Below are 23985 nucleotides of genomic sequence, written 5' to 3'. Positions count from 1 at the left end.
CAACCCGGCCGCAAACAACGAAACTGGACAGCAACCTTCACAGTCACCATCCAGCCCCATCCATCACCCTGAACGCTTAACTCACCGGCATTGCGTCATAGCGGCACGAACTCTTCCGGATCATCAAGAACCCCGCCGAGCCCGAGCAGACGACACAGGCTGCCGGGCGCCCGCCAGCCACCCGCCCCTGGAAACCGGCGGCCGGGGTCTGCAAGGCCCCGGCTGACCCAAACGCCTGAGCCGCAAGCCGGATGGTCCCGGAAAACGGCGGCCCGACCCGGGTCAAGGCGGCCCGGCCGGGGCGGAACGACGAGCACGATCAGGCGGACGGCAGGGCTAAACTCGCCCGCCCTGCACAAAATCACAAATAGTGCGAATGGGGCATCTCAGGGGAGTTGCCGCTGGAAGCGGCCCGCCGCGTCCGAGCGGTCCTGATACCCGAGCGCCTTGTAGAACGCGTGCGCGCCCTCGCGGGTCCGCAGGCTGGTCACCTCGACGCTGTAGCAGCCGCGCATCAGGCCGAAAGTCTCGGCCGCCGCGACCAGGCTGGTGCCGATCCCGCGCCCGCGGGCGGAGTCGGCGACGGCGAGCGCCACGATCCGCAGCCACGACCCGTCCTTCTCGAACGACGGGATGACGTGCGCCGCGACGACCCCGAGCAGGCGCCCGCGCTCGTCCCAGACGAACGCGCCCCCGTCGGGGTGGTCGACCCAGGAGCGCAGGCGCCCAGCGGTGTCGGTCCCCTCCTGGGGATAGCCAAGCTGCTCCAGCAGCGTCGTCACCTGCTCGGTATCGTCGGTGGACAACCGGCGGACACCGCGGGCGACCTGCATCCGGTAGGCGTGCAGCACGTCAGCGCTCATGAATGCAGCGTAGAACCGTCGCCGCCGTTTGTGTCGGCCTGAGCGCAGTCATTCACGTCCGCGGTGCACGTGCATCGGAAAACCGCCACTTGACTCTCCGCGCGAGACCTCTACCATTCGCACCCGCAAGTGCACGTGCACCTAGATCGCGCACGAGTCGTCGGCGCACGCCTCGGCGGAGTCGGAAACCTCCGGCTGCGACTGGCGCAGCGCCTGTGCGAACACCTCGGCAGGCTGGGCCCCGGAGACGCCGACCTGCTCGTTGAAGACGAAGAACGGCACGCCACTGATGCCGTATGCGCGGGCGGTCGCGATGTCGGCCCGGACGTCGGCCTCGTACGAGCCGTCGGCGAGGGCCGACTTGGCCGCCACCTCGTCCAGTCCCACGGAAGCGGCGAGCCCCGCGAGCACCGCCCGGTCGCCCACGTCGGCACCCTCGGTGAAGTACGCCTGCATCAGCCGCTCCTTCAGCGCGCCCTGCAGGTCGTGCGCCTTCGCGAAGTGCAGCAGCCGGTGCGCGTCGAGGGTGTTCGCCGTGCGGGCGCGATCGAAGTCGTACGCCAGACCCTCAGCGGCCGCAAGCGACGTGACGTGCGCGAACATGCCCTGCACCCGGTCCTTCGACAGCCCGAGCTTCGCGGCCAGGGACTCGCCGACCGGGCGGGAGTCGCCGGTCGGCGTCGTCGGGTCGAGCTGGAAACTGCGCCACGTCACGGAGACCGCCCCGTCGAACTCCGCCAGGGCGGTCTCCATGCGGCGCTTCCCGATGTAGCACCACGGGCAGACGATGTCGGACCAGACGTCGACCTGGATCATGCGCGCTCCCTACTCGTTGACGGTTCAACAATAGCGCGCACGGCAGCGGTCACCAGTCGGAGTTCGAGCCTCCGGTACCGAGGATGACCTGGTCGAACGTGTTGCCGTCGTTGTCGTCGGTGTACGCGACGCTGACCTCACCCCACGGTGACACCCCGACCACCAGCTGCTCCTGCCGGCCCGTCGCCGTCTGGCTCAGGACCTGCGGGGCCAGCCGGCCCGTCGCCGTGCCGTCGGGGTTGAACCCGCGGACCAGGACGTCGCTGTTCAGGAAGTAGCCGACGACCGTGTTCGCCTGGTCGTCGATGCCGATCGACGGCGACGAGACCCCGGCGGCCGCGAGCACCTCCACGTGCCGCGGCGTGCCGTCGGCGAGGAACGAGCGGGTCCACACGCCGCCGGTGCCGGTGTGGTCCGACTCCCACGCGACCGAGAACGCCCCGGAGTACGACGTCGCGATCGACGCCCGTCGCTGCTGCCCGTCGCCGAGGCTGTTGGCGGTGCGGCGGGAGAGGTTCACGGCACCGTTGGACTTCGCCAGCCGCACCAGACCGATGTTGTCGTAGCCGTTGCCGTCGCTGTCCTCGTCCCAGACGACCAGGGCGTCGCCGGACGCCGGGACCGCGACGTCGGGCCGGTGGTGCGCGCCGGTGGTCTGCGAGGCGAAGACCTCGTAGGCCTTCGTCGTCGGGCCCGTGTACCCGGCGGCCTTCACCCGGAACGTGGTGCCTTGCACGTCCTCCCACACGACGCTGAACGCGACCGCGGCGGTGCCCGGCGCGCCGTCGGGGTCGACGGCCACCTTCGGCAGGATCTGGTCGCCGGCGGCGTCGGCGTTGGCCCGGCCGGAGGCGGTGACGCCGCCGGTGGGCGAGACGACCCGGTAGACGATGTTGAACGCGCCGTTGCCGTCCGGGTCCTCGGCCCAGACCACGACGGTGTTGCCCTTGTCGTCGAGGCCCACGTCGGGGCTGATGTGCTTCCAGTTGGTGCCGGACGTGCCGCCCGCCGACAGCTTGAGCTCATACTTCGCGACGCCGTCGGTGAACAGCCGCAGCCAGATGTCGGAGTGGCTGTCGTTCTCCGGCGCGGTGGTGTCGCGGTCGTCCTCCCAGACCACCGCGACCTGCCCGTTGCGGTTGGCGGCGATGGCGGGCGTGTCCTGGTCGCCGGTGGCGACGCTGTTGGCCGTCGTCCACGTCATCGACGCGGCGGCTGCGAGCGAGGTGGCGGCCGCGGCGAGCGCGACCGAGGTGATGGCTGCCATGGAAAAGTTGTCTCCTACAGGGCCCGAAGGCCGGGCTGGCCGTCGAGGATCGCGAACGACTTGAGGGTGGTGGCGGCGGCGCCGTGCTCGGTGACCGAGCTGACCGCGCGGAAGTCCGCCCGGACCTGCGCGCGGCTGATCGTGGTCCGCACGTAGCCGCGCAGCCCGGAGTGGAACTTGAGGTGCGGGTTCGTGCCGACGTTGGGGATCGCGGTCGCCGCGGAGCCGTTGCCGCCGGACGTGATCGACGTGCAGACGAGCTCGGTGCCGATGGTCGCGGAGCCGCTGTTGGCGTAGTCGGCCTTCAAGTCGTTGGCCCATGCCGCGTGTACGTCACCCGTCAGCACCAGCGGGTTGCGCACGGACCGGTCGAGCCAGCCCTGCTGGATGCGGGACCGGGACGCGCGGTAGCCGTCCCAGGCGTCCATGCTCGCCGCGCCGCTGCTGTCGAACTGCCGCGCGAAGAACACCTGCTGGCCGAGGATGTCCCAGGTGCCGTAGTGCTGGGCGAGCCCGTCGAGCAGCCACGCCTCCTGCGCCGCGCCGGTCAGCGAACGGGTCGCCGTGTCCGCGGCGGCGCACACCTTCCAGCCGTCGCCGCAGGCCTGGTCGTCGCGGAACTGCCGGGTGTCGAGCATGTGGAAGGTGGCGAGCGTGCCCCAGCGCACACGCCGGTACAACGGGATGCTGTTGCCCGCCGGTGCCTGGCTCGGCCGCAGCGGCATGTTCTCGTAGTAGGCGCGGTAGGCGGCGGTACGGCGGGCCGTCCACTGCGCCGTGGTCAGCGCCGGGCTGCTGTCGTTGCGGACCATGTTCGCGTAGTTGTTCTCGACCTCGTGGTCGTCGGGCACGACCAGCCACGGCGCGATCGCGTGCGCCGCCTGCAGGTCGGGGTCCGACTTGTACTGCGCGTACCGGCGGCGGTAGTCGGCGAGCGAGACGATCTCGGCACCGGCGTGCTGGCGGACGCCGCCGGAGCCGGTGCCGCCCTCGTAGATGTAGTCGCCCAGGTGCAGGATCAGGTCCGGGCGGTCCTCGGCCATGCGGCGGTAGGCCGTGTAGTAGCCCGACTCGTAGTGCGCGCAGGACGCGAACGCCATCACCAGGTCCCGGCCGACGGTGCCGAGCGCCGGGGCGGTGCGGGTCCGCCCGACGGGGGAGAGGTGGCCCTGCGCGCGGAAGCGGTAGTAGTACTCGGCGTCCGGCGCGAGCCCGCCCGCGACCACGTGGACGGAGTGCGCGTCGGTATAGCGGGCGGTCACCGACCCGGACGCGACGAGCGAGCCGAACGTGTCGGTCGTGGACACCTGCCAGTCGACGGTGACGTCGGCGCTCGCCATACCGCCCTGCCCGTCGGCGTTCAGCGGCGACGGAGCGAGCCGGGTCCACAGCACGACGCTGTCCGCGGCCGGTTCGCCGGAGGCGACGCCGAGCTTGAACGGGAACGGTACGGCGGCCTGAGCGCCGGCGAGCGGCAGTGCGACGGCCCCGGCGGTGGCCAGTCCACTGAGGACGAACGTGCGGCGGCTGAGCCTATTCATGCTCAACACTTTTATCATGGTCGATGAACGGATGATGTCCGGAAGCTAGCCGCGGCCTGCATTCGGTGTACGGCCGAACTGCTTGCGAAACGCGCGGTGGAAGCTCGCCACGTTCCCGAACCCCGCCTCCGTGGCGACGTCGATGACACGCAGGTGCCGCATCGCCGGGTCGGTCAGGTGCCGCGCCGCGCGCTCCAGCCGCAGCCGCCGCACCGTGGCCGCGTAGGACGCCTCGTGCCCCGCGAAGAGCCCGTGCACCGTCCGGACCGAGATGCCGAGCCGCCGCGCGGTCGCAGCGGGCGACAGGTCCTCATCGGTGAGATGTTCCTCGATGTCTTGGATGCAGGTGTGGTACGACCTGGGCGAGCGCACCGGTGTCAGGATCGACGGCTCGAGCGCGATCGACAGCATGCCGGCCGCGTGCAGGGCCAGCCGTGCCGCGGTCGCCTCGCGCAGGGGCTCTCGCGCCAGGCTCTCCAACGAGTGCCGCACGGCCGCGCCCACGCCGGCGACGGTGTCGATCGCCGTCGCCGTGCGCACAGGCTCACTCGTTGTCATGCTCGCCGCCGGCACGAACAACGACAGCTGACGGAAGTCGCCGCCGAACTCGAACCGGAACGGCTCGTCCGCGTCGACGACGGCCAGGTCGCCGGGGCGCAGCGTGGCCACCCTGCCGTGCTGTGCCATCAGGCTGGTGCCGCGCAGCTGCAGGTTCGCGTAGTACCCGCCGATCGGGTCGCGGGCGACACCGGCCTCGGTGCGGTGCACGGTCTGCCGCTGCGACTCGATCCGCGCCAGGCTCAGCGCACCCAGCCGCCACTGCGTCACTGACCCCGCGAACCCGTCCCGCAGGTCCGACTCGGGCGTCAGCGCCAGGAACGCCTCGCAGATCAGCTCGCGCCAGTGCGTGAACTGCCGCCCCGGTGCCAGCGCCGACGTCGTCCAGTAGCTGCGGTTGTCCACCGTGCGTCTCCTATGCCGCTCCCCGCTGTCATGCAACGCCCGGTCCGGGCCCGCCCGACATGGTTGCGACGTCCTTCCGACACCGTTTCATCCACGTGTACGGAAGTAGCCGTTCGCCGATCCGGTGAACATCAGCGGTACCGCGGCCCAGACGGCAACGATGTGCAGCCCTCTGGCCGCGGCGATCGCCCACCAGGTCAGGTCCGCGTCGTCGGCGAGGGCGGTCAGCGAGTTGCCGTCCGCCAGCCATGAGACCGGCTCGACGACCAGCGACAGCGTGCCGACGATGCCGAGCACCAGGGCGAGCGCGACCCGGGCCCAGTTGCGCCCCGCCCGCATCCTCACGGTGGTGAGGATCGCCGCGGCGTACACGGCGCACCGGAACAGCACGCCCGGCAGCGGGTTGTCGCCGGCCTGGCCGGACCCGACGACGACGACGGTTTCGATCGCGCCGAGCACGACGGCGGCGAGCCACAGCCCGGCGGAGGCGCGCACCGCGACGGGCGGCCGGCCGGTGGTCTGAAGAGTCATACCCTTCACTGTTCGCCGTCCCCGGCCGCCCGGCACACCCCCTGACCACCGGATCCGTGCTGCGGCTAGCCCCCGTACCGGCCGAGCATCGCCAACGCGTCCGACGTCATCGTCTCGATGATCTCGGCCGCCGGCAGCAACGACGTGACCAGCCCGACCCCCTGCCCCGCGAGCAGCGGCATCTCCTCCAGGTCGCCGGTGGTCAACCCGCGCATCGGCACGAGGTTGGAGAACCGGTGCATCGTCACCGTCTCCCCGCCCAGCACCGTCTCCCCGATCACCGGCAGGTCCTCCGGTGCCCCGGGCGCGTCCAGCCACTCGCGCACCACCCGGTTGCGCAGCACCCGCATCGGGTTGAAGTCCGGCGTCCCTGGCCCGAACATCGACGTGCTGACGGTCTCGGTGGCCTCGAAGCTCACCAGCCTGCTCTTGTACCCGTCGTGCGCCTCCGACTCCCCGGTGGCCACGAACCGTGTGCCGACCCACGCCCCGTCCGCGCCCAGCATCAGCGCCGCCGCCACCCCACGCCCGTCCGCGATCCCGCCCGAGGCCAGCACCAGCGCCGGCGCCACCGCGTCCACCACCAGCGGCACCAGCGCGAACACCGGCAGCGTCGCCGCGTTGTGCCCACCCGCCTCCTGCCCCTGCGCGACCACCACGTCGACCCCGTCGTCAACCGCCCGCTTCGCCGCGTCAACGTCACTGAGCTGCTCGAACACCCGCACCCCCGCGGCGTGCAACTGATCGATCCAGGCCCGCTTCGGATGCCCCCAGTGAAACGACACGACCGCCACCCCGGCCTCACACACCGCGTCGATCTGCGCCTGCTCCGTGAACACCGTGATGAAGTTGACGTTGAACGGCCGATCCGTCTTGTGCTGTATCGCCTTCACCGTCTGCGTCAACGCCGCCGCCGGCATGAGTCCCACCCCGAGCGATCCGAGCGCCCCCGCATTACTGACAGCCACCGGCAACTCCGGCGTCATCCCCACGAACGCCATGCCGGCCTGCGCGATCGGGGTGGTGAGGCCGAACGCCTCCGTGAACCTGGTCCTGAGTCGCATACCCCGCACCGTGCCCGACCCGCCCCGCCGCCGTGTTGCCCCCCGCGCACCCCACGTCGCATTCCGTGCAGACGTCACCGACCCGACACCCGCACAGCTCCCGCCGTCCTGGTGCCGACCGCCCACGGCGGCTCCCCGACCAGCGGAAACTGGCCCTCACATGCGTGCCCGTCAGGCCCTGAAAGCCTGCGGACTGTGGTGCGCCCGGTAGGGATCGAACCTACGACCTTGGGATTAGAAGTCCCCTGCTCTATCCGCTGAGCTACGAGCGCATGTCGTCGGACAGGCTACCGCTTGTGGCGAAGGATTCGCTTGTGGGGAGCCAAATCGACGCTCTCAGGACAGCATTCATTGCCCTCCGGCACAAGCGGGTTCCGTTGGTGCGTCGCGGGATTCGCAGCGGGTGGCGACAGGATCACGCTTCGGGTCGTTCGGGTCCCCTCCGGCGTCTCCTCCCTTCGACTCCCGTGCCGACACGCCATTTTGAGGTCGCGCCCGCCCGGCCGTCACCGCATGCCCAGGTCGGCCGCCGTGCCTTCTCTACCGATTCCAACGTTATGCCAGGTCACACCCCGGTGACCGCGCCCGTCCCTAGTCCCCGTCCCCGGTCCCTGTTTCCCGTCCCCGTCCCCGTGCCCGTCCCCGTTTCCGTGGCTGCTCCCGTTCCCGTTCGGTGCTGGTAGCGTGCCCGGCTCGTTCGGATGCATGCCAGAGCCAGGCCGTCACCGTGCCTTCGGGCAGACCACGTGGCGTTCCAGGGCCTAGCCGTCACCGTCAGCTCAGGTCGGCCCGCGTGGCGTGCAGGGCCCAGTCCCGGCGCGCGCCGGCCGGTGCTCATGCGGCGTCGCGACAGATCCCGGACGGTGTTACCGGCGACGGACCTCCTTATCTCTCGACCGAGCGGACACGGTGGTGGGTCGTGACGCCGGGCGCCTCGGTGTCACGACCCACCTGGCTTGTCAGGCGGGCACCGCGACCCGGCCCCGGCTGCGTCTGCGCCGGCCGCCGCTCGGCTCGTCGGTCTCGTCCGGCGAGGTCTCCTCGTCGGAGACGCCCCCTTCACCCTCCCCGCCGGTCGCGCCGTCGCCCGTCGTGAGCTCCGCCGCGTTGTCAGGCGCGGTCGTGCCGCCCATCGCGGCGAATGCCGCACCGTCGAACGCGGCGTTGACCGCGTGGTCGAACTCGGTGAGGATGTCCTCCGCGAACGGGTCGCGCTCGGTGACGGCCGCCTTCGCCTCCGCGAACGCGTCCCGCTGGGCGGCGGCCTGCGCCTCCGCGAACGGGTCCTGCTCGGCGATGGCAGGCTCCTCCACGGTCGTGACGAAGCCGCCGAGCTCGGCGTCGTAGTCGCGCTGGCGGGGCAGGTCGTTGAGCTCCGTCACAGGCGTGGTCAGCTGGCCCGCGATCCTGGCGTCGGACAGCTCGTCGTCGATGGAGCTGGTCATCGTGCTGGTCTTGACCCGCGCGAACTTCGCCCGGCCACGCGTCAGGTCATGGCCGACGGTGGTGGCCTCCAGCTCGTAGGCCACCCGCTTGACGTGGTCCTCGGTCTCCCAGTTGCGGCTCGTCAGCCTGCCGGTGACGATGACCGGATCGCCGACGTGGACACTGCGGATCACGTTTTCCGCCAGCTGACGCCAGCAGGTCACGCGCAGCCGGAGCGTGTCGCCGTCGACCCAGCGCTCCTCGTGACGGTCGTAGCGCCGTGCTGTCGCGGCGACCTTGAAGTTCGTGACCAGCTTCTGGCTCTCTCCCAGCCGGCGGCAGTCAGGCTCGTTGAGCACGTTGCCGACGATGGTCACCGTCGTCTCGTTCATGTCCGTCTCCTCCCGTGTTATGGACTCGGGAGGCAGCATCGGTCAATTCACGTGGTCCCCGCTCGCGGCCGAGGCCGGATCTGTGGATAACCGGCCGCTTGTGGACAACCTCATGGCACGCAGGATGCTGTGGGACGCGCGGGCGCGCGACGTACGGACTCAGAAGCCGGCGTGGGCGAGGTTCGGGGTGAACACCGCCCAGGCCCCGCGGCGGCGGACCAGCAGTTTGCGTGACAGCAGGTGCGGGTCACCCGCGAAGAAGATCCTGTCGATCGCGCGCCGGACCTTCGCGACGCCGGGCGGGGAGTGGGAACCGGTCACGATCACCACGTCACGGGCGGGGACGCCGACCACCAACTCGCCGGGGACGGCCCGCTCCAGGCCCGCCCAGAACGGCTCGGCGAGCAGCAGCGTCGATGCGACCCCGTCGAACTGCAGCATCAACGCGGGCGGCTGGCCGTGGACCTGCGCGGCGCCGAGCCGGCTGTCGAGGTTGTGCCCGGCCTGGCGGCGCAGCATCCGGCGGGGCATCTCCATGCGTTGCAGGTCCGCCCAGGTGACGAGGCGTTGCCCGTACGGAGGTCCGAAGCTGTACCCCACCCCGAGGCCGCCCATGAACTCGTCGAGCACGGGCGCGTGCACATCGTCGCGACGGACCTCGCGAAGCGGTGCGAGAACGGGGAGGAGCATGGGCTGCACGCTTGCAAGGTAAGACGGTGACGGATGTGAGACAAGCTCTTGTTTTTGCACCATTTGCTTGCTAGTGCGCCGGAGGGCCGCCGCGAAAAATTGTCGGTGGGGGTCGGTAGTGTCCCGCGCATGGCGAATCGAAGACTCCAAGCCGATGCGATCGGGATGGTGCTGGGCGGTGTGCTGGACGCCGTGTTCGGCGATCCCCGCAGGTGGCACCCTGTCGCGGGGTTCGGGCGGTTCGCCGGCGCGGTCGAGCGGCGCACGTATGCCGACGACCGGGCCGCGGGAGCGCGGTTCACCGCTGTGGCGGTAGGGGTCCCCGTCGCGCTGGCAGCGGTGGCGGCCTGGCTGACCAGGCGCAGGCCGATCGCCCGCACTGTGCTGGTCGCGGGTGCGACCTGGGCCGCGCTGGGCGGCACGAGCCTCGCCCGTGAGGGACGGGTGATGGCCGACCGGCTCGACGGCGGCGACCTGGAGTCCGCGCGGGCGCAGCTGCCCAATCTCTGTGGGCGGGACCCGGCGGCCCTCGGGCCGCCCGAGCTGGCCCGGGCGACGGTGGAGTCCGTCGCGGAGAACACGTCCGATGCCGTTGTCGGCCCCCTGTTCTGGGGAGCGGTCGCGGGTCTGCCCGGCATCGTCGGGTATCGCGCGGTCAACACGCTCGACGCGATGGTCGGGCATCGCTCCGCGCGGTACGCGAAATTCGGCACGGCCTCGGCGCGCCTCGACGACCTGGCCAACCTGGTGCCGTCGCGGGTGACGGCGGCATTGACGGTCGCGGCGGCCCCTGTCGTCGGCGGGCGGCCCGGCGAGGCGCTGCGGGTGTGGTTGCGGGACGGAGGGCGGCACCCGAGCCCGAATTCGGGGCAGTGCGAGGCCGCTGCCGCCGGCGCGCTCGGCATCCGGTTGGGCGGCCGCAACGTGTATGGCTCCCGCGTCGAGGACCGGCCGCACCTCGGCGACGGCGGGCCGCCCGCGCCACGCGACGTGCGCCGTGCCGCGACCCTGTCCGTCGTGGTCGGCGTGGCCGCCCTCGGGCTGGCGTATGCGGCCAGGGCCGGCACCGCCAAGCGGCGCAGCGGTGCCGAGCGGCGCAGCGGTGCCGAGCGGGATCGGGGGACGGTGTGAGCGGGTTGCTGGTCGCCGGGACCACGTCCGACGCGGGCAAGAGCATGCTCACCGCCGGGATCTGCCGCTGGTTGCACAGGCGTGGCGTCGACGTGGCGCCGTTCAAGGCGCAGAACATGTCCAACAACTCGGCGATCGCGGTCGACGGCGGAGAGATCGGCCGAGCGCAGGCGCTGCAGGCGTATGCGTGCGGGCTGGAGCCGAGCGTCAGGTTCAACCCGGTGCTGCTCAAGCCGGGTTCCGACCGCACCAGCCAGGTCGTCGTCCTCGGGCAGGCAACCGGGCACATCGGCGCCCGTAACTACCACGAGATCAAGGACCGGCTTCGCGGGACGGTCCTGGAGACGCTGCGTGAGCTGCGCGCGAAGCACGAGGTGGTGATCTGCGAAGGCGCCGGGAGCCCCGCCGAGATCAACCTGCGGGCGGGCGACCTGGCCAACATGGGACTCGCCCGGGCGGCGGAGCTGCCGGTGATCGTCGTCGGTGACATCGACAGAGGAGGGGTGTTCGCCGCGCTGTACGGCACCCTCGCCCTCCTCGACGCCGACGACCAGGCCCTGGTGTCCGGCTTTGTGATCAACAAGTTCCGCGGGGACTCGGGACTGCTCCAGCCGGGGCTCGACTCGCTCAAGGAGCTGACGGGGCGGCCGACGTTCGGGGTGGTGCCGTGGTCCAACGAGCTGTGGCTCGATGGTGAGGACTCGCTCGCTTATGACGGGCGGGTGCTCGGCCGGCCCGCGCCGCCGCGCGGCGGGCAGTGGCTGCGGGTCGCCGTGGTCCGCCTGCCCAGGGTCTCCAACGCCACCGACGCCGAGGCCCTCGCCGCGGAGCCCGGCGTCCAGGTGCGGCTCACGGTCGAGCCGGCCGACCTCGCCGACGTCGACCTCGTCGTGCTGCCCGGCAGTAAGTCCACCGTGGACGACCTGCGGTGGTTGCGGGAGCGTGGCCTGGCGGACGCGGTGCTGGCCCATGCGGCGTCCGGCCGGCCGGTGCTCGGGATCTGCGGAGGGTTCCAGATGCTGTCCGAGCGGATCTCCGACGACGTGGAGAGCCGCCGCGGTGTGGTGCAGGGGCTTGGGCTGCTGCCGGTGGAGATCACGTTCGCGGCTCGGAAGACCCTCGGACGGGTGAGCGGGACCGGGCTCGGGTCGCAGCCGGTGCGGGGCTACGAGATCCACCACGGCCTGGTGAGCCGGGCGGCCGACGGGCTGACGCCGATGATCCGCCTGGCCGACGGCACGGGGGAGGGCGCCGTCTCCGGCAACGTGTTCGGCACGCACTGGCACGGGGCGTTCGAGACCGATGGGTTCCGTCGGGCGTTCCTGGCGGAGGTGGCCCGCCTCGCCGGCCGCCACGGGTTCGAGGTCGCGCCGGACACGTCGTTCGCGGCGCTGCGGGAGCGGACCGTCGACGTCCTGGGCGACCTGGTGGAGGAGCATCTCGACACGGAGGCGCTGTGGCGGCTCGTCGAGGGCGGCGCGCCCTCGGGCCTGCCGACCGTCGTGCCGGGCCTGAGGCCAGCAGCTCCGGGCTCGCCGAGCACATCGAACCACGCGCCGGCTCCACGAGAGGGCCCATCGGGTTCGCCGGGAGACGTGGCGGAGACGAGCAAAATGGAGAGAGCGGGCGGCGTGGTGGATGGGGAGGCGCGATGAGAGCCGGGGGAGGGCGCGTCGGGACGTACGACGGGCTTGCCAAGGAGATCCTGGGCCGGGAAGCGCAGCTGGGTGACGTGCGGCTCGTGGCGGTCGACGGGCGGGCAGGGTCGGGGAAGACCACGTTCGCGGGGCGGTTGGCGCGGGCGTTGCGGCACGCCGGGATCGACGTCGCCGAGCTGCACACCGACGACTTTCTCGACGGATGGGCGGATCTGGAGGCGTGGCGGCCGCGGCTGGAGGAATGGGTGTTCGCGCCGTTCAAGGCGGGCGAGGACGCCAGGTGCCGGCGGTACGACTGGGCCGCGGAGCGGCTGCGCGAGGAGTGGGAGCCGCTGCGGCGGCCTGAGGTGCTGATCGTCGAAGGCGTCGGGAGCGCGGCGGTGCAGGATCTGACGCTCGCTGTGTGCGTGCGGGCGCCTGAGGCGTTGCGGCTGGAGCGGGGGCTGATCCGTGACGGTGAGGCGCTGCGGCCGCAGTGGGAGCGGTGGATGGCCGGCGAGGACCGGTTCTTCGGGGACGGCAGGGTGCTGCGGCGCGTTGACGTGCACGTGGACGGGGCGCCGGGTGAGGAACACGATCCGCAGAATGAGTACTTCATCCTCGCGGGCGGGTAGACGCAGCTTGCGCGGGTGCGGGACGATCCGGGAGGCGGCCGGACACGATCCGGAGGCGACGGGGAGGCGGAACGTATGACCACGAACGACGTGCAACGCCGGCGGGTGGTGCTGACCGGGATCAGTTCCCGGGCCTGGGAGCACCCGGCGGACAGGGGCGCCCTGGTGGCGCTACGGGAGTTGCGCGGGTTCGACGACGCGCTGAAGTCGCTGCACGCGCTGTGGAACGAGCGGGCGTGGCGGCTGGAGTTCCTCGGCAACGCGATCCGCGTCGACCACCGGCAGTTTCCGCGGGTGCACCGGCTGATGGCGGAGGCCGCCGCTTCGCTGGACGTCGCGGAGCTGCCGGAGCTGTTCGTGCACAGCGACCGGTCGATCAACGGTATGTGCGTCGGCATGTCGAAGCCGTTCATCGTCATCAACCGGGGCTGCCTGGAGCTGCTCGACGACGAGGAGCTGCGGTGCTTGCTCGGGCACGAGCTGGGGCACCTGGTCAGCGGCCACGCGGTGTACCGGACGATGGTGCTCATCCTGACGGACTGGGCGGTGCGCCTCGCGTGGCTGCCGGTCGGGTCGATGGTGCTGCGGGCGATCGTGGCCGCGCTCATGGAGTGGTGGCGCAAGGCGGAGCTGTCCGCGGACCGGGCCGGGCTGCTCGCGTGCCAGGACCCGGCGGCGTCGCTGCGGCTGTCGATGAAACTGGCCGGCGGCGGTGACCTGTCGGAGGTCGACACGACGGCGTTCCTGGAGCAGGCGGCGGAGTTCGAGCGGGCCGGCGACCTGCGGGACAGTCTCATCAAGATCCGGATGGTGACCGCACGGTCGCACCCGATGCCGGTGGCACGGGCCGCCGAGGTGCGGGCGTGGATCGACAGCGGGGAGTACGGGCGAATCCTCGGCGGCGAGTATCCGCGTCGCGCCGACGACGGGGACGCGTCGGTCAGCGAGGAGATCAAGGCGGCGGCCGCGTCGTACCGGGAGGCGTTCTCCCGTTCGCAGGACCCGCTGGTGTCGCTGCTGCGCAAGCTCGGCGACGGAGCGTCGGAGGTCGGCGACTGGGTCGGCGCCGGTGCGGGCAAGATGCGCGGCTGGATGCGCGGCAACGGCTCAGGAGAGAACGGCTCGGGCGGAAACGGCTCAAGCGGGACGGACGGCAGCAACCCGGCGCCGTAGGTCGGACAGAGCGGGGGCCGGACAGAGCGGGGGCCGGACAGAGCGGGGGCCGGACAGAGCGGGGGCCGGACAGAGCGGGGGCCAGACCAGCTGGAGGTCAGACCAGCTGGAGGCCGGACAAAGCAAAGGTCAGACGAGCCCGAGGCCGGACGAGCCCGAAGCCGGACCAGCCCGAAGCCGGACCAGCCGGAGGTCAGACCGGAGAAGATGCTCGGAAACGGGTCCGGCGGGGCGGGCGGCGGCACGGCGCAGTAAGTTCCAAGGCATGACTGTGCTCACCGACGAAGAGCTCCGCGCCGCGATCCGGCGGGAGATGCCAGGTGTCCGTGCCGACCTGGAGCGGCTCGTGCGCATCCCGGGCATCGCGTTCACAGGGTTCGACCACAGCCACGTCGAGCGTTCCGCCGAAGCCGTGGCGGAGCTGCTCCGCGGGGCGGGGATCCCTGACGTGCGGCTGGTCCGCAAGGGTGGGCAGCCCGCGGTGCTGGGACGCAAGCCGGCGCCGCCCGGAGCGCCGACGGTCCTGCTGTACGCGCACCACGACGTCCAGCCGATCGGTGACCGCTCCCAGTGGCTGAGCGACCCGTTCGAGCCGGAGGAGCGCGACGGCCGCCTGTACGGGCGCGGCACCGCCGACGACAAGGCCGGCGTGATGGCGCACATCGCGGCGCTGCGGGCGTTCGGCGAGGACCTGCCGGTCGGGGTGGTGGTGTTCATCGAGGGTGAGGAGGAGTTCGGCTCCGAGTCGCTGGAGGATCTGCTCCGCGAGTATCGCGACGAGCTCGCCTCCGACGTCATCGTGATCGCCGACTCCGGCAACTGGGACGTCGGCCAGCCGGCGCTGACGACGGGCCTGCGGGGGATCGTCAACGGGTTCTTCGAGGTGAAGGTACTGCAGCAGGCCGTGCACAGCGGCATGTTCGGCGGGGCCGTGCCCGACGCGCTGATCACCCTGTCGCGGCTGATCTCGACGCTGCACGACGACGCCGGTGACGTCGCGGTGGAGGGTCTGGTCTCCACGAGCAGTGCGCCGCTGGACTACCCCGAGGACCGGTTCCGTGAGGAGGCCGGCCTGCTCGACGGGGTCGAGTTCATCGGCAGTGGGCGGCTGGTCGAGCGGCTGTGGACGAAGCCCGCGATCTCGATCCTCGGCATCGACGCGCCGCCGACGGAAGGCGCCCCGAACGCACTGATCCCGGCCGCGAAGGCCAAGTTCAGCGTGCGGATCGCACCTGGTGACGAGGCGCAGCGGGTGTACGACACGATGACGGCCCACCTGGAGCGGCACGCACCGTGGGGCGCGCAGGTCACGGTGACCCTCGAGCAGCTCGGTGAGCCGTGCGTGATCGACGCGACCGGCCCGTTCTACGAGGCGGCCCGGCAGGCGTTCACGGAGGCGTGGGACGGCGTGACCCCGGTCGACATGGGTGTCGGTGGCTCGATCCCGTTCATCGCCACGTTCCAGGAGCTCTTCCCGAAGGCGTCCATCCTGGTCACCGGCGTGGAGGACCCGAGCACCAGGGCGCACGGGCCCAACGAGAGCCTCCACCTCGGCGAGTTCGAGCGCGTCTGCATCGCCGAGGCCCTCCTCCTCGCAAAGGTGGCAAAGGCCGCATAGATAACAGCGTCACCCCCGCGGGGGCAGCTTTACCACGCTCACGAAGAACTCGTCGATCTGCCGGACGACCGCGATGAAACTGTCGAAGTCGACCGGCTTCGTCACGTACGCGTTGGCGTGCAGCGAGTAGCTGCGCAGGATGTCCTCGTCGGCCTGCGAGGTGGTCAGGACCACGACCGGGATGCGGCGCAGGTCCGGGTCCTCCTTGATGGCCTGCAGGACCTGCCGCCCGTCGACCCGGGGCAGGTTCAGGTCCAGCAGGATCAGGTCGGGCCGCGGGGCGTCCGCGTGCGCACCCTCACGGCGCAGGTAGGACAGTGCCTCCTCGCCGTCCTGGACGACGTTGAGCTTGTTGCGGACCTTGTGCTCCTCGAACGCTTCCTGCGTCATCAGCACGTCGCCCGGGTCGTCCTCAACCAGGAGCACCTCGATCGGCAGGGACGACTCCCTGGGTGCGGTCATCGAACGGACTCCTCAAGCTCAAGCACAGGGGCATCAGAAACGGGGACGGGAATCGTGAACCGGAACAGCGTACCTTCGGCCTGCGAGGGGTCGATCCAGATCCGGCCGCCGTGGTATTCGACGATCTTCTTCGCGATCGCGAGGCCGATGCCGGTGCCCGGGTAGGCGTCCTTGGCGTGCAGCCGCTGGAAGATGACGAAGACCTTGTCGGCGAACTCCGGCTCGATGCCGATGCCGTTGTCCTCGACGCTGAACTCGTACTCGTCGCCGTCCTGCCGGCTGTCGATGACGATGCGCGGCGTGCGGTCCGGGTGCCGGAACTTCAGGGCGTTGCCGATGAGGTTGCTGAAGAGCGCGCCGAGCAGCGGCTCCTCACCTCGCACGACGGGCAGGTCGGTGAAGATGATCTCGGCGTCGGTCGTGGCGCGCTGCGACTCGAACTGCTCGGCCGAGTCGACGACCACCTTGTTCAGGTCGATGTCGTTGAAGCCGCTGGTCAGCCGGCCGATGCGGGAGAAGGCCAGCAGGTCGTTGATCAGCCGTTGCATGCGCTGGGCGCCGTCCACGGCGAAGGCGATGTACTGGTCCGCGCGTTCGTCGAGCTGCCTGGCGTACCGACGCTGCAGCAGCTGGCAGAAGGAGGCGACCTTCCGCAGCGGCTCCTGCAGGTCGTGCGAGGCGACATAGGCGAACTGCTCGAGGTCGCGGTTGGACCTGGTGAGCTCGGCGGCCTGCTGCTCCAGCATCCGGTTGGCCTCCTCGACCAGCCGGCGGGCCTCCACGACGTCCCGCAGCTCGGTGTTGATCCGGCGGCGCATCGTGTCGACGTCGGCCGCCAGGGCCGCGAGCTCGGGCGGGCCGCCGCCGGTGATCTCGTGGTCGTAGTCGCCGGCGGCGACCATGCGCACCTCGGCCGCGAGCTCCGTGACGGGCCTGGTCACCAGCCGCCGCAGCAGCAGCGCCAGCGACGCGCCGGCCACGATGATCACGATCCCGGCGAAGACGAGGAGCAGGATCAGGATGTTGCCGGAGGAGCGGACCTGCGCGGCGACCCCGTCGCGCCGGGCCTCCAGGGCGGTGCGCAGCGCGTTGATCCGGTCGGAGGCGGCGGTGTAGACGGCTCTGGAGGTGTCCGTCGGCGTCGCGCGTTCGGCGCTGGGACCCTGCGCGCGGGTCTGCGCGATCAACGGTTCGGTGATCTCGCGCCGGTACCGCGAGGTCGCCGCCGCGATGTCGTGGACGGCGCTGAGCAGGGCGGGCTCGTCGGCCAGCAGCCGCTCGGAGTCGGCGAGGATCTCCGTCTCGGCCTGCTGGGCGGCCCGGTACGTGTCGAGGTCACTGTCCTTGGCGGTCAGCAGGAACGTCCGCGCGCTCGTCTGCTGGCGCAGCAGCTGCGAGTACAGCTCCTCGGTGTTGATCAGCGCCGGCGTGAGCCGGTCCATGACCTTCGCCGTGTCGGCCCGGTTGGCGGCCGCGGCGACGGTCGCGCTCACCGCGAGGATCCCGAGCACGCCCGCGACGACCGCGCACAGCGCGATGATCCGGCGCCAGAGCGACCATTTGGTGGGGTTCATCCCGTACTCCTAGGGTCCAGCAGCAGTACGGCGATGTCATCGGACAGCGGGCCGCCGTTGTGGCCCTCGGCCTGCGCCGCGAGCCAGGCGGGCAGGTCGCGGGGCTGCGCGCCGCCACGGTTGCGCAGGACCTCGACGATCCCCTCGATGCCGAGGCGCTCCCCGCCGGACACGTCCGGGGCGGCACCCCCTTCGATCAGGCCGTCGGTGTACAGCAGCAGCTGCCAGCCGGGCTCGCCGAGGCGCACCTCGGTGGCCGGGCGGGGCACGCCCTGCAGCACGCCGAGCACGAGGCCCGGCTGGACGTCGCACGGCTCGACCCGGTCCCCGGCGATGACGATCGGCGGCGGGTGCCCGGCGAGCCGGATCCGCGCGGTGCCCTCGGCCAGGTTGACGGTGGCGACCGCGACGGTCGCGAACAGCTCGTCGGAGCGCCGCTCGCTGACCAGCACCTGCTCCAGGGAGTCCAGAACGTGGTCCTCGGGCACCCCGGCCAGCACGAGGGCCCGCCAGGCGACGCGCAGCGCCACCCCGAGCGGGGCCTCGTCGACGCCGTGCCCGCACACGTCACCGATGAGCAGGTGCAGGTGGGTGCCGTCGGTGCCGATCGCGTCGAAGAAGTCGCCACCGAGCAGCCCCCGGTCGCGGCCCGGGCGGTAGATCGACCACAGGTCGGCCTCGACCCCGGCCATGATCGGCTTGGGCAGCAGACCGCGCTCGAGCCGGGCCGACTCCGCCTGCCGCAGCTCCGACTCGCGCAGCAGCCTGGCCTGCTCGTCGGCCCGCTTCCGTTCGACGGCATACCGGACGGCGCGCGACAGACCGGTACCGTCGACGGCGCCCTTGACGAGATAGTCCTGTGCGCCCTCGGCGACGGCCGCGGTGCCCAGGTGCTCGTCCTCCAGGCCGGTGAGCACGCACACCGCGACCCTGCCCGCGTCCTGGAGCACCAGCCGCAGCCCGTCCAGCCCGCTCGCGTCGGGCAGGCCGAGGTCGAGCAGGACGCAGTGCACCTCGCGCAGCAGCGGGCGGGCCTCGCGCATCGTCTGCGCCACCCGCACGTCGAACGGGGCGCCGGCCTCCGCCAGCAGCTCCTGGACCAGGAACGCGTCGCCGGGGTCGTCCTCGACGAGCAGCACCCGGATGCGCTCCCCGGTGTGCAGGCCGAGGCGGCGATTGCGCAGTTCAGCCGTCGTGCCGACGTCGGCCATGCTCACACCCTCCCGGAGGGGGCGGTAATTGTCGCGCGGCACACATGGGGACGATCCTTCCCTACCTGACGACTTGGTGCACGTGCGGGTGCAGTGTCTCAGCCGTAGTGGCCGCCGTCACCACACGCCTGCCGCGTCCTACCGATGGATAGGCTTTCGCGCGTGCACGGGCTCGAGAACATCGTCGGACTGATCGCGGTCGTCGTCGCCACCTCTGTCGTGGCGCGGCGCATCGGTGTGCTGTCACCCATCCTGTTGGTCCTGGTCGGCATCGGCATCTCGTTCATTCCGGGGGTGCTCGAGATCGAGCTCGACCCGGAGATGGTGCTGCTCGGGATTCTTCCGCCCATCCTGTACGTGGCGGCGCTGGAAACCTCGGTCCCGGCGTTCCGGTTCAACCTCCGCCCCATCCTGCTGCTCGCGGTCGGGCTGGTCCTCTTCACCGCGGCGGCCGTCGGCTTCACGCTCCACGCGCTCCTGCCACAGGTCCCGCTCGCGATGTGCTTCGCGCTCGGCGCGGTCGTCGCGCCGCCGGACGCCGTCGCCGCCACCGCGGTCGCCAGGCGCATCGGCCTGCCGCGGCGGATCGTCACCGTGCTGGAGGGCGAGAGCCTCATCAACGACGCGACCGCGCTGGTCACCCTCCGGGTCGCGGTCGCCGCCGGGATCGGCCAGGCCGTCGACGCCTGGTCGATCACCCGGACGGCCTCGATCGCCGTGCTGGGCGGGGTCGGCATCGGCGTCGTCGGCGGCATCGTCCTCGGCTACCTGCACAAGAAGATCCAGAACCCGCTCATCGACAACGCGCTGTCGCTGCTCACCCCCTGGCTGGTGTTCCTGCCCGCGGAGAGCATCCACGCCTCCGGCGTCGTCGCGGTCGTCGTCACCGGGCTCGCCCTGGGCCACAAGATGCCGACGCTCATGTCGGCCGCCTCCCGCCTGCAGATGGACGCCTTCTGGCGGATGGTGAAGTTCCTGCTCGAAGGGTCGGTCTTCCTCCTCGTCGGCCTGCAGCTACGGGCGCTCATCGAGGAGGTCGTGGGCTTCACCTTCTGGTTCACGATGGGCTGCCTCGCCGCGGTGGTCGGCGTGGTGATCGTGGCCCGGATCGTGTGGCTCTTCCCCACGGTGTACCTCGCCCGGCTCATCCCACGCGTCCGCCGCCGCGACCCCGCTCCGGCGTTCGCCGCGCCCGCCGTCATCTCCTGGGCCGGCATGCGCGGTGCCGTCACCCTCGCCGCCGCGCTCTCCCTGCCGGCACCCGGCGAGGCCGGGGACTATCCGCGCGGACTCTTCGTCATCCTGGCCTTCGGCGTCATCGTCGCCACGTTGGTACTGCAGGGAGCGACGCTGCCCGCGGTCGCGCGCCGGCTCAAGGTGCCGGGCGACGACGAGAAGGAGGACGCGCTCGCCGAGGCCTCCGTGCAGCACGAGGCGAGCCGCGCCGGCAAGGCCCGCCTGGAGGAGGTCGCCGCCGACGCGCCCGACGGCGTGGTCGAGCGGCTGCGGCAGGGCGCGCTCAGCCGCTCCAACCTCGCCTGGGAGCGCCTCGGCCGGTCCGACCGGGAAACGCCGTCCGCCGCGTACGCCCGTCTGCGACGCGAGATGCTGAACGCCGAACGGGACGTCTTCCGCAAGGCCCGCGACAGCGGCAAGATCCCCGAGGAGACGCTGCGTCAGGCGCAGCGGGACATGGACCTGGAAGAGTCACTGCTGGAGCGAGGAGATCTGTGAGCTGCGCGCACATCGAGTCTGCGGAGAAGCTGGACATCCCGGACGTTGAGGGGTGTCCGGAATGCGTCGAAATGGGCTTCACGGACTGGGTACACCTCCGGCAGTGCCTCACCTGCGGGCACGTCGCGTGCTGCGACTCCTCCCCACGCAGGCACGCCACGCAGCACTTCCTCACCACGCACCACCCCGTCATGCGCTCGATCGAGCCCGGCGAGTACTGGCGCTGGTGTTACCTGGACGAGACCATCGGCTAGTCCTACCTGCGGGTACGTGTCTCTCAGCGGTTTCTAAGGAGACGCCCGACACAATCATCACCAGTTGGGCATGGAGTGGGGTGCATTCGTGTTGCCATGGTCAACGGGGAATGGCCGGCTGACGACGGGGTAGGGGGCGGACCATGGTGAGCAGGCGATGGTAGACGCGGTCATGGACCTGGTGGCGGCGCCCAGTGTCCTCTACGTCACGATCCTCGTGCTCCTCACCGTCGACGCGTTCGTCCCGGTCGTCCCGGCCCAGGCCCTGATGATCGGCGGCGGCATCCTCTCCACCACCGGCCACGTCGAGCTGCTGCTCCTCGTCGGCGCGGGCGCCCTCGGCGCGGTCTCCGGCGACCTGCTCGCCTTCCTGCTCGGCCGCCGCCTGGCCCGCCGCGACGCCGGCGCCCCCGACCGGCTCACCCGCCGCAAACCCCGGGCGATCACCCTCCGCCTCAACGAAGCCATGCGCAAGCACATCTTCCTCGCCGTGCTCCTGTGCCGCTTCGTCCCCGCCGGCCGCATGATCACCGCGATCTACGCCGGCCGCAACGGCGTCTCGACCCGCCGCTTCGCCACCTACGACGTCGTCGCCGCCACCCTCTGGGCCACCTACGGCGCCCTGCTCGGCCACTTCGGCGGCGAGGCCATCGAGGACTCGTCCTGGCTCCCGCTCACCCTGGTCGGCGCCGCCGCCCTGCTCTTCCTCGCGGGCGCCCCGCTCCTCGGCCTGGCCGGCCGCCTCCGCAAGCGCACCACCGAGCCGGCCGCCGCCGTCGCCCTGCTGCCCGCCTCCTCCGCTGTCGCCGCTGAGCCGGCCCCGTCCGCGCAGCCGGCCCTGTCCGCGCAGCCGGCCCTGTCCGCGCAGCCGGCCGCGGCCGCCCACCTGGCTGTCGCCGCCGGGCCGGTGCTGACCACGTCCGGTGCTCAGCCGAACGGGGGCACCGGCACCGCCGCGAGCGGCGACGCGAAGTCCGGCCGCCCGACCAGGGGCATGTTCAACGGCCGTCTGTCCGGCCGTTCCATCGTCGGCGGGGGCCTCGCCGCGAAGGTCGGCCTCGTCGCCCGGGTCGTCCGCGCCGCGGGCAGCATGCCGGTCGTCGCCGCGCCCCAGCCGCCCCGCCGCCGCTGCCGCCGCACCGCGATGGAGACCCTCGCCGCCGCCGAGCCGATGGCCGCGATCGAGGTCCTCGTCGCCGCCGAGGCCGTCGCCGCCGCGGAGTCGGTCGTCGTCCAGGTCAACGGCCTCCAGAACGCCAGCTGACCGCTCCCTTCGAAACAGGCGGGTCCCCCGGTGTCCGGGCCGGCAAGGTCCCGCGACCGAGGCTGGCGGGTCGGCGGGCTCCTCGCCTCGAGGCCGCCGAGTCGGCTAGGTCCTGCGCCTGAGGCTGCCGAGCTGGGCAGGCTCCCGGGCGTGGTGGCTCGGGAGTCTGTGCGGCAAATCAGCGGGGCGTCGCCCGCACCGTGATCCCCGGACGATTGGAGGCAGGGCTGCCGGATTCGTTCGGATCAGTGCATCACCGCGGGAGATGGGCGATCAGATGGCGCGGCGGGAAAGGGCGTCGCATGATCTCAAAACGGTTTCGGCTGGCAGGGCCGCCGAATGCATTCGGGATCATGAGAATGCTGAAACTGGTGCCGGAATGCGCCCGATTGGTCGTGGGGGTTGTGAGTTGTCCGGGGCGGTGCCGGATCGTGGGCATCGCCCACCAATGGTCATGAATGGTGGCGGTTGGCAATCGTGGGGTGGTGACGGGAAAGGCAGGGGCGCGGTGCCTGGATCGGCGCCGCGCCCCTGCCTGATGGTCCCGCGAAGTTACATGCCGATCTGCTGGCCGTTGTCGTTCCAGGTGTTGTTGCTCCATTGGGGAAGCTGGGACGCCTTGAACGCCTGGGTGCCGTAGTAGCCGCCCTTGGGCCAGAAGCCGCCGCCCGACTGGCGCATGAACTTGTTGTTCGTGACCTTGCCGTTAGTGATCTTGTAGTTGGCGTCGTACCAGTAGAACGAGTAGCCGCCGCCGTTCATCAGGTTGCTGTCGACGATGACGTCGTTGATCGAACCGATGTCGGCCTTGAGCAGGATGCACGACGTCTGGGTGTGCTGGTTCTCCAGGCGGTTGTGCAGGATGCGGACGTACACGGCGTTCGTCGACTGGATGACGTCGTTGTGCTGCGCGGAGCCGGTGCCGCCCGGGTCGTGCAGCCAGGAGTCCTGGACCGTGCCGCGGCCGTCGATGCGCAGGATGTCACCGGAGCCGTGGGCGTTGACCCGCAGCAGGGTGTAGCCGGTGCGGCCGATGAGGGCGATGCCACCGGTCGAGGCGTCCTTGAGCTGCCCGTCGATCTCGGTGTCCTCGATGCGCAGGTTCGCGTTGTCGTCGGTGGAGGTCACGGCCTGGACGTTGGCCACGCGGATCCGGCTGTTGCGGATCGTCACGTTCTTGGCCTTGATCTCCAGGTGGCCGTTGATGTCCTTGCCGTCGATGACCGTGCCGGCGACCGTGATGGTCATCGGGCCGGTGTACGGCGTCAGCGTCACCTTCTTGCGGGTGTCACCGGCCAGGCCCTGCGGATAGCCCGTGTTGTGCGCGGCCGGGTAGCCGGCGACCGTGTAGGTCGCGGGCACGCCTCCGCCGTTGCCCGGCGCGGGCGGCTTCGTGCTCGACGACGCGCCCTTGGAGGGTGACGCGGAGGCCGACGCGGAGGCCGAGGGCGAGGCGGAGGAGACCGGCGCGACGCTGGTCGAGGTGGACGGCTGGGCGTTCGTCGGGCCGACGGTCGGGCGGCCGGCCGAGCCGGTCGCCGGCAGGTCCTTGCAGGCGCTCAGTCCGCCGCCGGCGAACAGGGCCGCGGCGACGATGCCGACGCTCGTGCGGCGTAACACGCTGCGGGTCGTAGTGGTGGAAGTGCTGTTCATGTGCTGGGAATCCTCCCGGATCAGTCGACATCCGTCAGTCGACGCGGCCTCAGGCCTGTCGGAGCTATTCGGCGTGAATGCTCGGTT

21 protein-coding genes and 1 tRNA gene are annotated in these 23985 nt (G+C 71.3%); 8 read left to right on the top strand and 14 right to left on the bottom strand.

What is annotated here, in order from left to right:
* Positions 1 to 386: 386 nt before the first annotated feature.
* The 10 genes from ABZS58_RS33840 to ABZS58_RS33795 form a co-directional block, all read right to left on the bottom strand.
* Positions 387 to 863, bottom strand: coding sequence for a GNAT family N-acetyltransferase (locus tag ABZS58_RS33840; protein ID WP_354787317.1), 477 nt, complete (start codon positions 861 to 863; stop codon positions 387 to 389).
* Positions 864 to 1004: 141 nt separating this feature from the next.
* A complete protein-coding gene (locus ABZS58_RS33835; RefSeq protein ID WP_354787316.1) occupies positions 1005 to 1679 on the bottom strand; it encodes a DsbA family oxidoreductase in 675 nt (224 codons plus the stop codon).
* 49 nt (positions 1680 to 1728) lie between these two features.
* A complete protein-coding gene (locus ABZS58_RS33830; RefSeq protein WP_354787315.1) occupies positions 1729 to 2946 on the bottom strand; it encodes a hypothetical protein in 1218 nt (405 codons plus the stop codon).
* A gap of 14 nt (positions 2947 to 2960) precedes the next feature.
* On the bottom strand, positions 2961 to 4487 hold the full coding sequence (locus ABZS58_RS33825; protein ID WP_354787314.1) for an alkaline phosphatase D family protein: 1527 nt from the start codon (positions 4485 to 4487) through the stop codon (positions 2961 to 2963).
* A 45-nt stretch (positions 4488 to 4532) separates the two neighbouring features.
* Positions 4533 to 5450, bottom strand: coding sequence for a helix-turn-helix domain-containing protein (locus tag ABZS58_RS33820; RefSeq protein WP_354787313.1), 918 nt, complete (start codon positions 5448 to 5450; stop codon positions 4533 to 4535).
* Positions 5451 to 5537: 87 nt separating this feature from the next.
* On the bottom strand, positions 5538 to 5981 hold the full coding sequence (locus ABZS58_RS33815; protein WP_354787312.1) for a hypothetical protein: 444 nt from the start codon (positions 5979 to 5981) through the stop codon (positions 5538 to 5540).
* 65 nt (positions 5982 to 6046) lie between these two features.
* Positions 6047 to 7045 carry a nitronate monooxygenase family protein gene (locus ABZS58_RS33810; protein ID WP_354787311.1) on the bottom strand — a complete coding sequence of 333 codons (999 nt, stop codon included), beginning with the start codon at positions 7043 to 7045 and terminating at the stop codon, positions 6047 to 6049.
* A 196-nt stretch (positions 7046 to 7241) separates the two neighbouring features.
* Positions 7242 to 7317 (bottom strand) — tRNA-Arg (locus ABZS58_RS33805).
* Between the two features lie 687 nt (positions 7318 to 8004).
* Positions 8005 to 8862, bottom strand: coding sequence for a single-stranded DNA-binding protein (locus ABZS58_RS33800; protein ID WP_354787310.1), 858 nt, complete (start codon positions 8860 to 8862; stop codon positions 8005 to 8007).
* A 159-nt stretch (positions 8863 to 9021) separates the two neighbouring features.
* Positions 9022 to 9552 carry a hypothetical protein gene (locus tag ABZS58_RS33795; protein ID WP_354787309.1) on the bottom strand — a complete coding sequence of 177 codons (531 nt, stop codon included), beginning with the start codon at positions 9550 to 9552 and terminating at the stop codon, positions 9022 to 9024.
* Positions 9553 to 9681: 129 nt separating this feature from the next.
* On the opposite strand from ABZS58_RS33795, the gene ABZS58_RS33790 reads away from it, so the two are divergent.
* The 5 genes from ABZS58_RS33790 (at position 9682) to ABZS58_RS33770 (ending at position 15746) form a co-directional block, all read left to right on the top strand.
* Positions 9682 to 10683, top strand: coding sequence for a cobalamin biosynthesis protein (locus ABZS58_RS33790; protein ID WP_354787308.1), 1002 nt, complete (start codon positions 9682 to 9684; stop codon positions 10681 to 10683).
* The gene (locus ABZS58_RS33785) at positions 10680 to 12338 is read left to right on the top strand and encodes a cobyric acid synthase (protein ID WP_354787307.1); all 1659 of its coding nucleotides are present in this window, start codon (positions 10680 to 10682) and stop codon (positions 12336 to 12338) included. The genes ABZS58_RS33790 and ABZS58_RS33785 overlap by 4 nt, the downstream gene beginning before the upstream one ends.
* Positions 12335 to 12955: an AAA family ATPase gene (locus tag ABZS58_RS33780; protein ID WP_354787306.1), complete on the top strand. Its 621-nt coding sequence runs from the start codon at positions 12335 to 12337 to the stop codon at positions 12953 to 12955. Before ABZS58_RS33785 ends, ABZS58_RS33780 begins: the two co-directional genes overlap by 4 nt.
* Before the next feature lie 75 nt (positions 12956 to 13030).
* Positions 13031 to 14128, top strand: a complete 1098-nt coding sequence (locus tag ABZS58_RS33775; protein WP_354787305.1) for a M48 family metallopeptidase — start codon at positions 13031 to 13033, stop codon at positions 14126 to 14128.
* Positions 14129 to 14393: 265 nt separating this feature from the next.
* Positions 14394 to 15746 carry a dipeptidase gene (locus ABZS58_RS33770; protein ID WP_354787304.1) on the top strand — a complete coding sequence of 451 codons (1353 nt, stop codon included), beginning with the start codon at positions 14394 to 14396 and terminating at the stop codon, positions 15744 to 15746.
* A gap of 9 nt (positions 15747 to 15755) precedes the next feature.
* Here the strand turns inward: ABZS58_RS33770 and ABZS58_RS33765 are convergent, their stop codons facing one another.
* From ABZS58_RS33765 to ABZS58_RS33755, 3 genes are read right to left on the bottom strand one after another with little or no spacing between them, the layout of a single operon-like run.
* Complete coding sequence (locus ABZS58_RS33765) at positions 15756 to 16208, bottom strand: response regulator (protein ID WP_354787303.1); 453 nt, start codon at positions 16206 to 16208, stop codon at positions 15756 to 15758.
* Positions 16205 to 17782, bottom strand: coding sequence for an ATP-binding protein (locus ABZS58_RS33760; RefSeq protein WP_354787302.1), 1578 nt, complete (start codon positions 17780 to 17782; stop codon positions 16205 to 16207). The genes ABZS58_RS33765 and ABZS58_RS33760 overlap by 4 nt, the downstream gene beginning before the upstream one ends.
* Positions 17779 to 18993 carry a fused response regulator/phosphatase gene (locus ABZS58_RS33755; protein ID WP_354787301.1) on the bottom strand — a complete coding sequence of 405 codons (1215 nt, stop codon included), beginning with the start codon at positions 18991 to 18993 and terminating at the stop codon, positions 17779 to 17781. Before ABZS58_RS33755 ends, ABZS58_RS33760 begins: the two co-directional genes overlap by 4 nt.
* Positions 18994 to 19155: 162 nt before the next feature.
* Here ABZS58_RS33755 and ABZS58_RS33750 point away from each other — a divergent pair, with 162 nt between their 5' ends.
* The 3 genes from ABZS58_RS33750 to ABZS58_RS33740 all read left to right on the top strand — a co-directional run bounded on the left by ABZS58_RS33750 (position 19156) and on the right by ABZS58_RS33740 (position 22245).
* On the top strand, positions 19156 to 20727 hold the full coding sequence (locus ABZS58_RS33750; RefSeq protein ID WP_354787300.1) for a Na+/H+ antiporter: 1572 nt from the start codon (positions 19156 to 19158) through the stop codon (positions 20725 to 20727).
* Positions 20728 to 20798: 71 nt separating this feature from the next.
* Positions 20799 to 20981, top strand: coding sequence for a UBP-type zinc finger domain-containing protein (locus ABZS58_RS33745; protein WP_344513766.1), 183 nt, complete (start codon positions 20799 to 20801; stop codon positions 20979 to 20981).
* 157 nt (positions 20982 to 21138) lie between these two features.
* Positions 21139 to 22245 carry a VTT domain-containing protein gene (locus ABZS58_RS33740; protein ID WP_354787299.1) on the top strand — a complete coding sequence of 369 codons (1107 nt, stop codon included), beginning with the start codon at positions 21139 to 21141 and terminating at the stop codon, positions 22243 to 22245.
* Between the two features lie 552 nt (positions 22246 to 22797).
* Here the strand turns inward: ABZS58_RS33740 and ABZS58_RS33735 are convergent.
* Positions 22798 to 23898 carry a hypothetical protein gene (locus ABZS58_RS33735; RefSeq protein WP_354787298.1) on the bottom strand — a complete coding sequence of 367 codons (1101 nt, stop codon included), beginning with the start codon at positions 23896 to 23898 and terminating at the stop codon, positions 22798 to 22800.
* Positions 23899 to 23985: the final 87 nt, after the last annotated feature.

The organism is Dactylosporangium sp. NPDC005555 (genome assembly GCF_040605635.1).
Classification (GTDB): Bacteria; Actinomycetota; Actinomycetes; order Mycobacteriales; family Micromonosporaceae; genus Dactylosporangium.
This window is presented reverse-complemented; position numbering and strand designations above follow the sequence as displayed.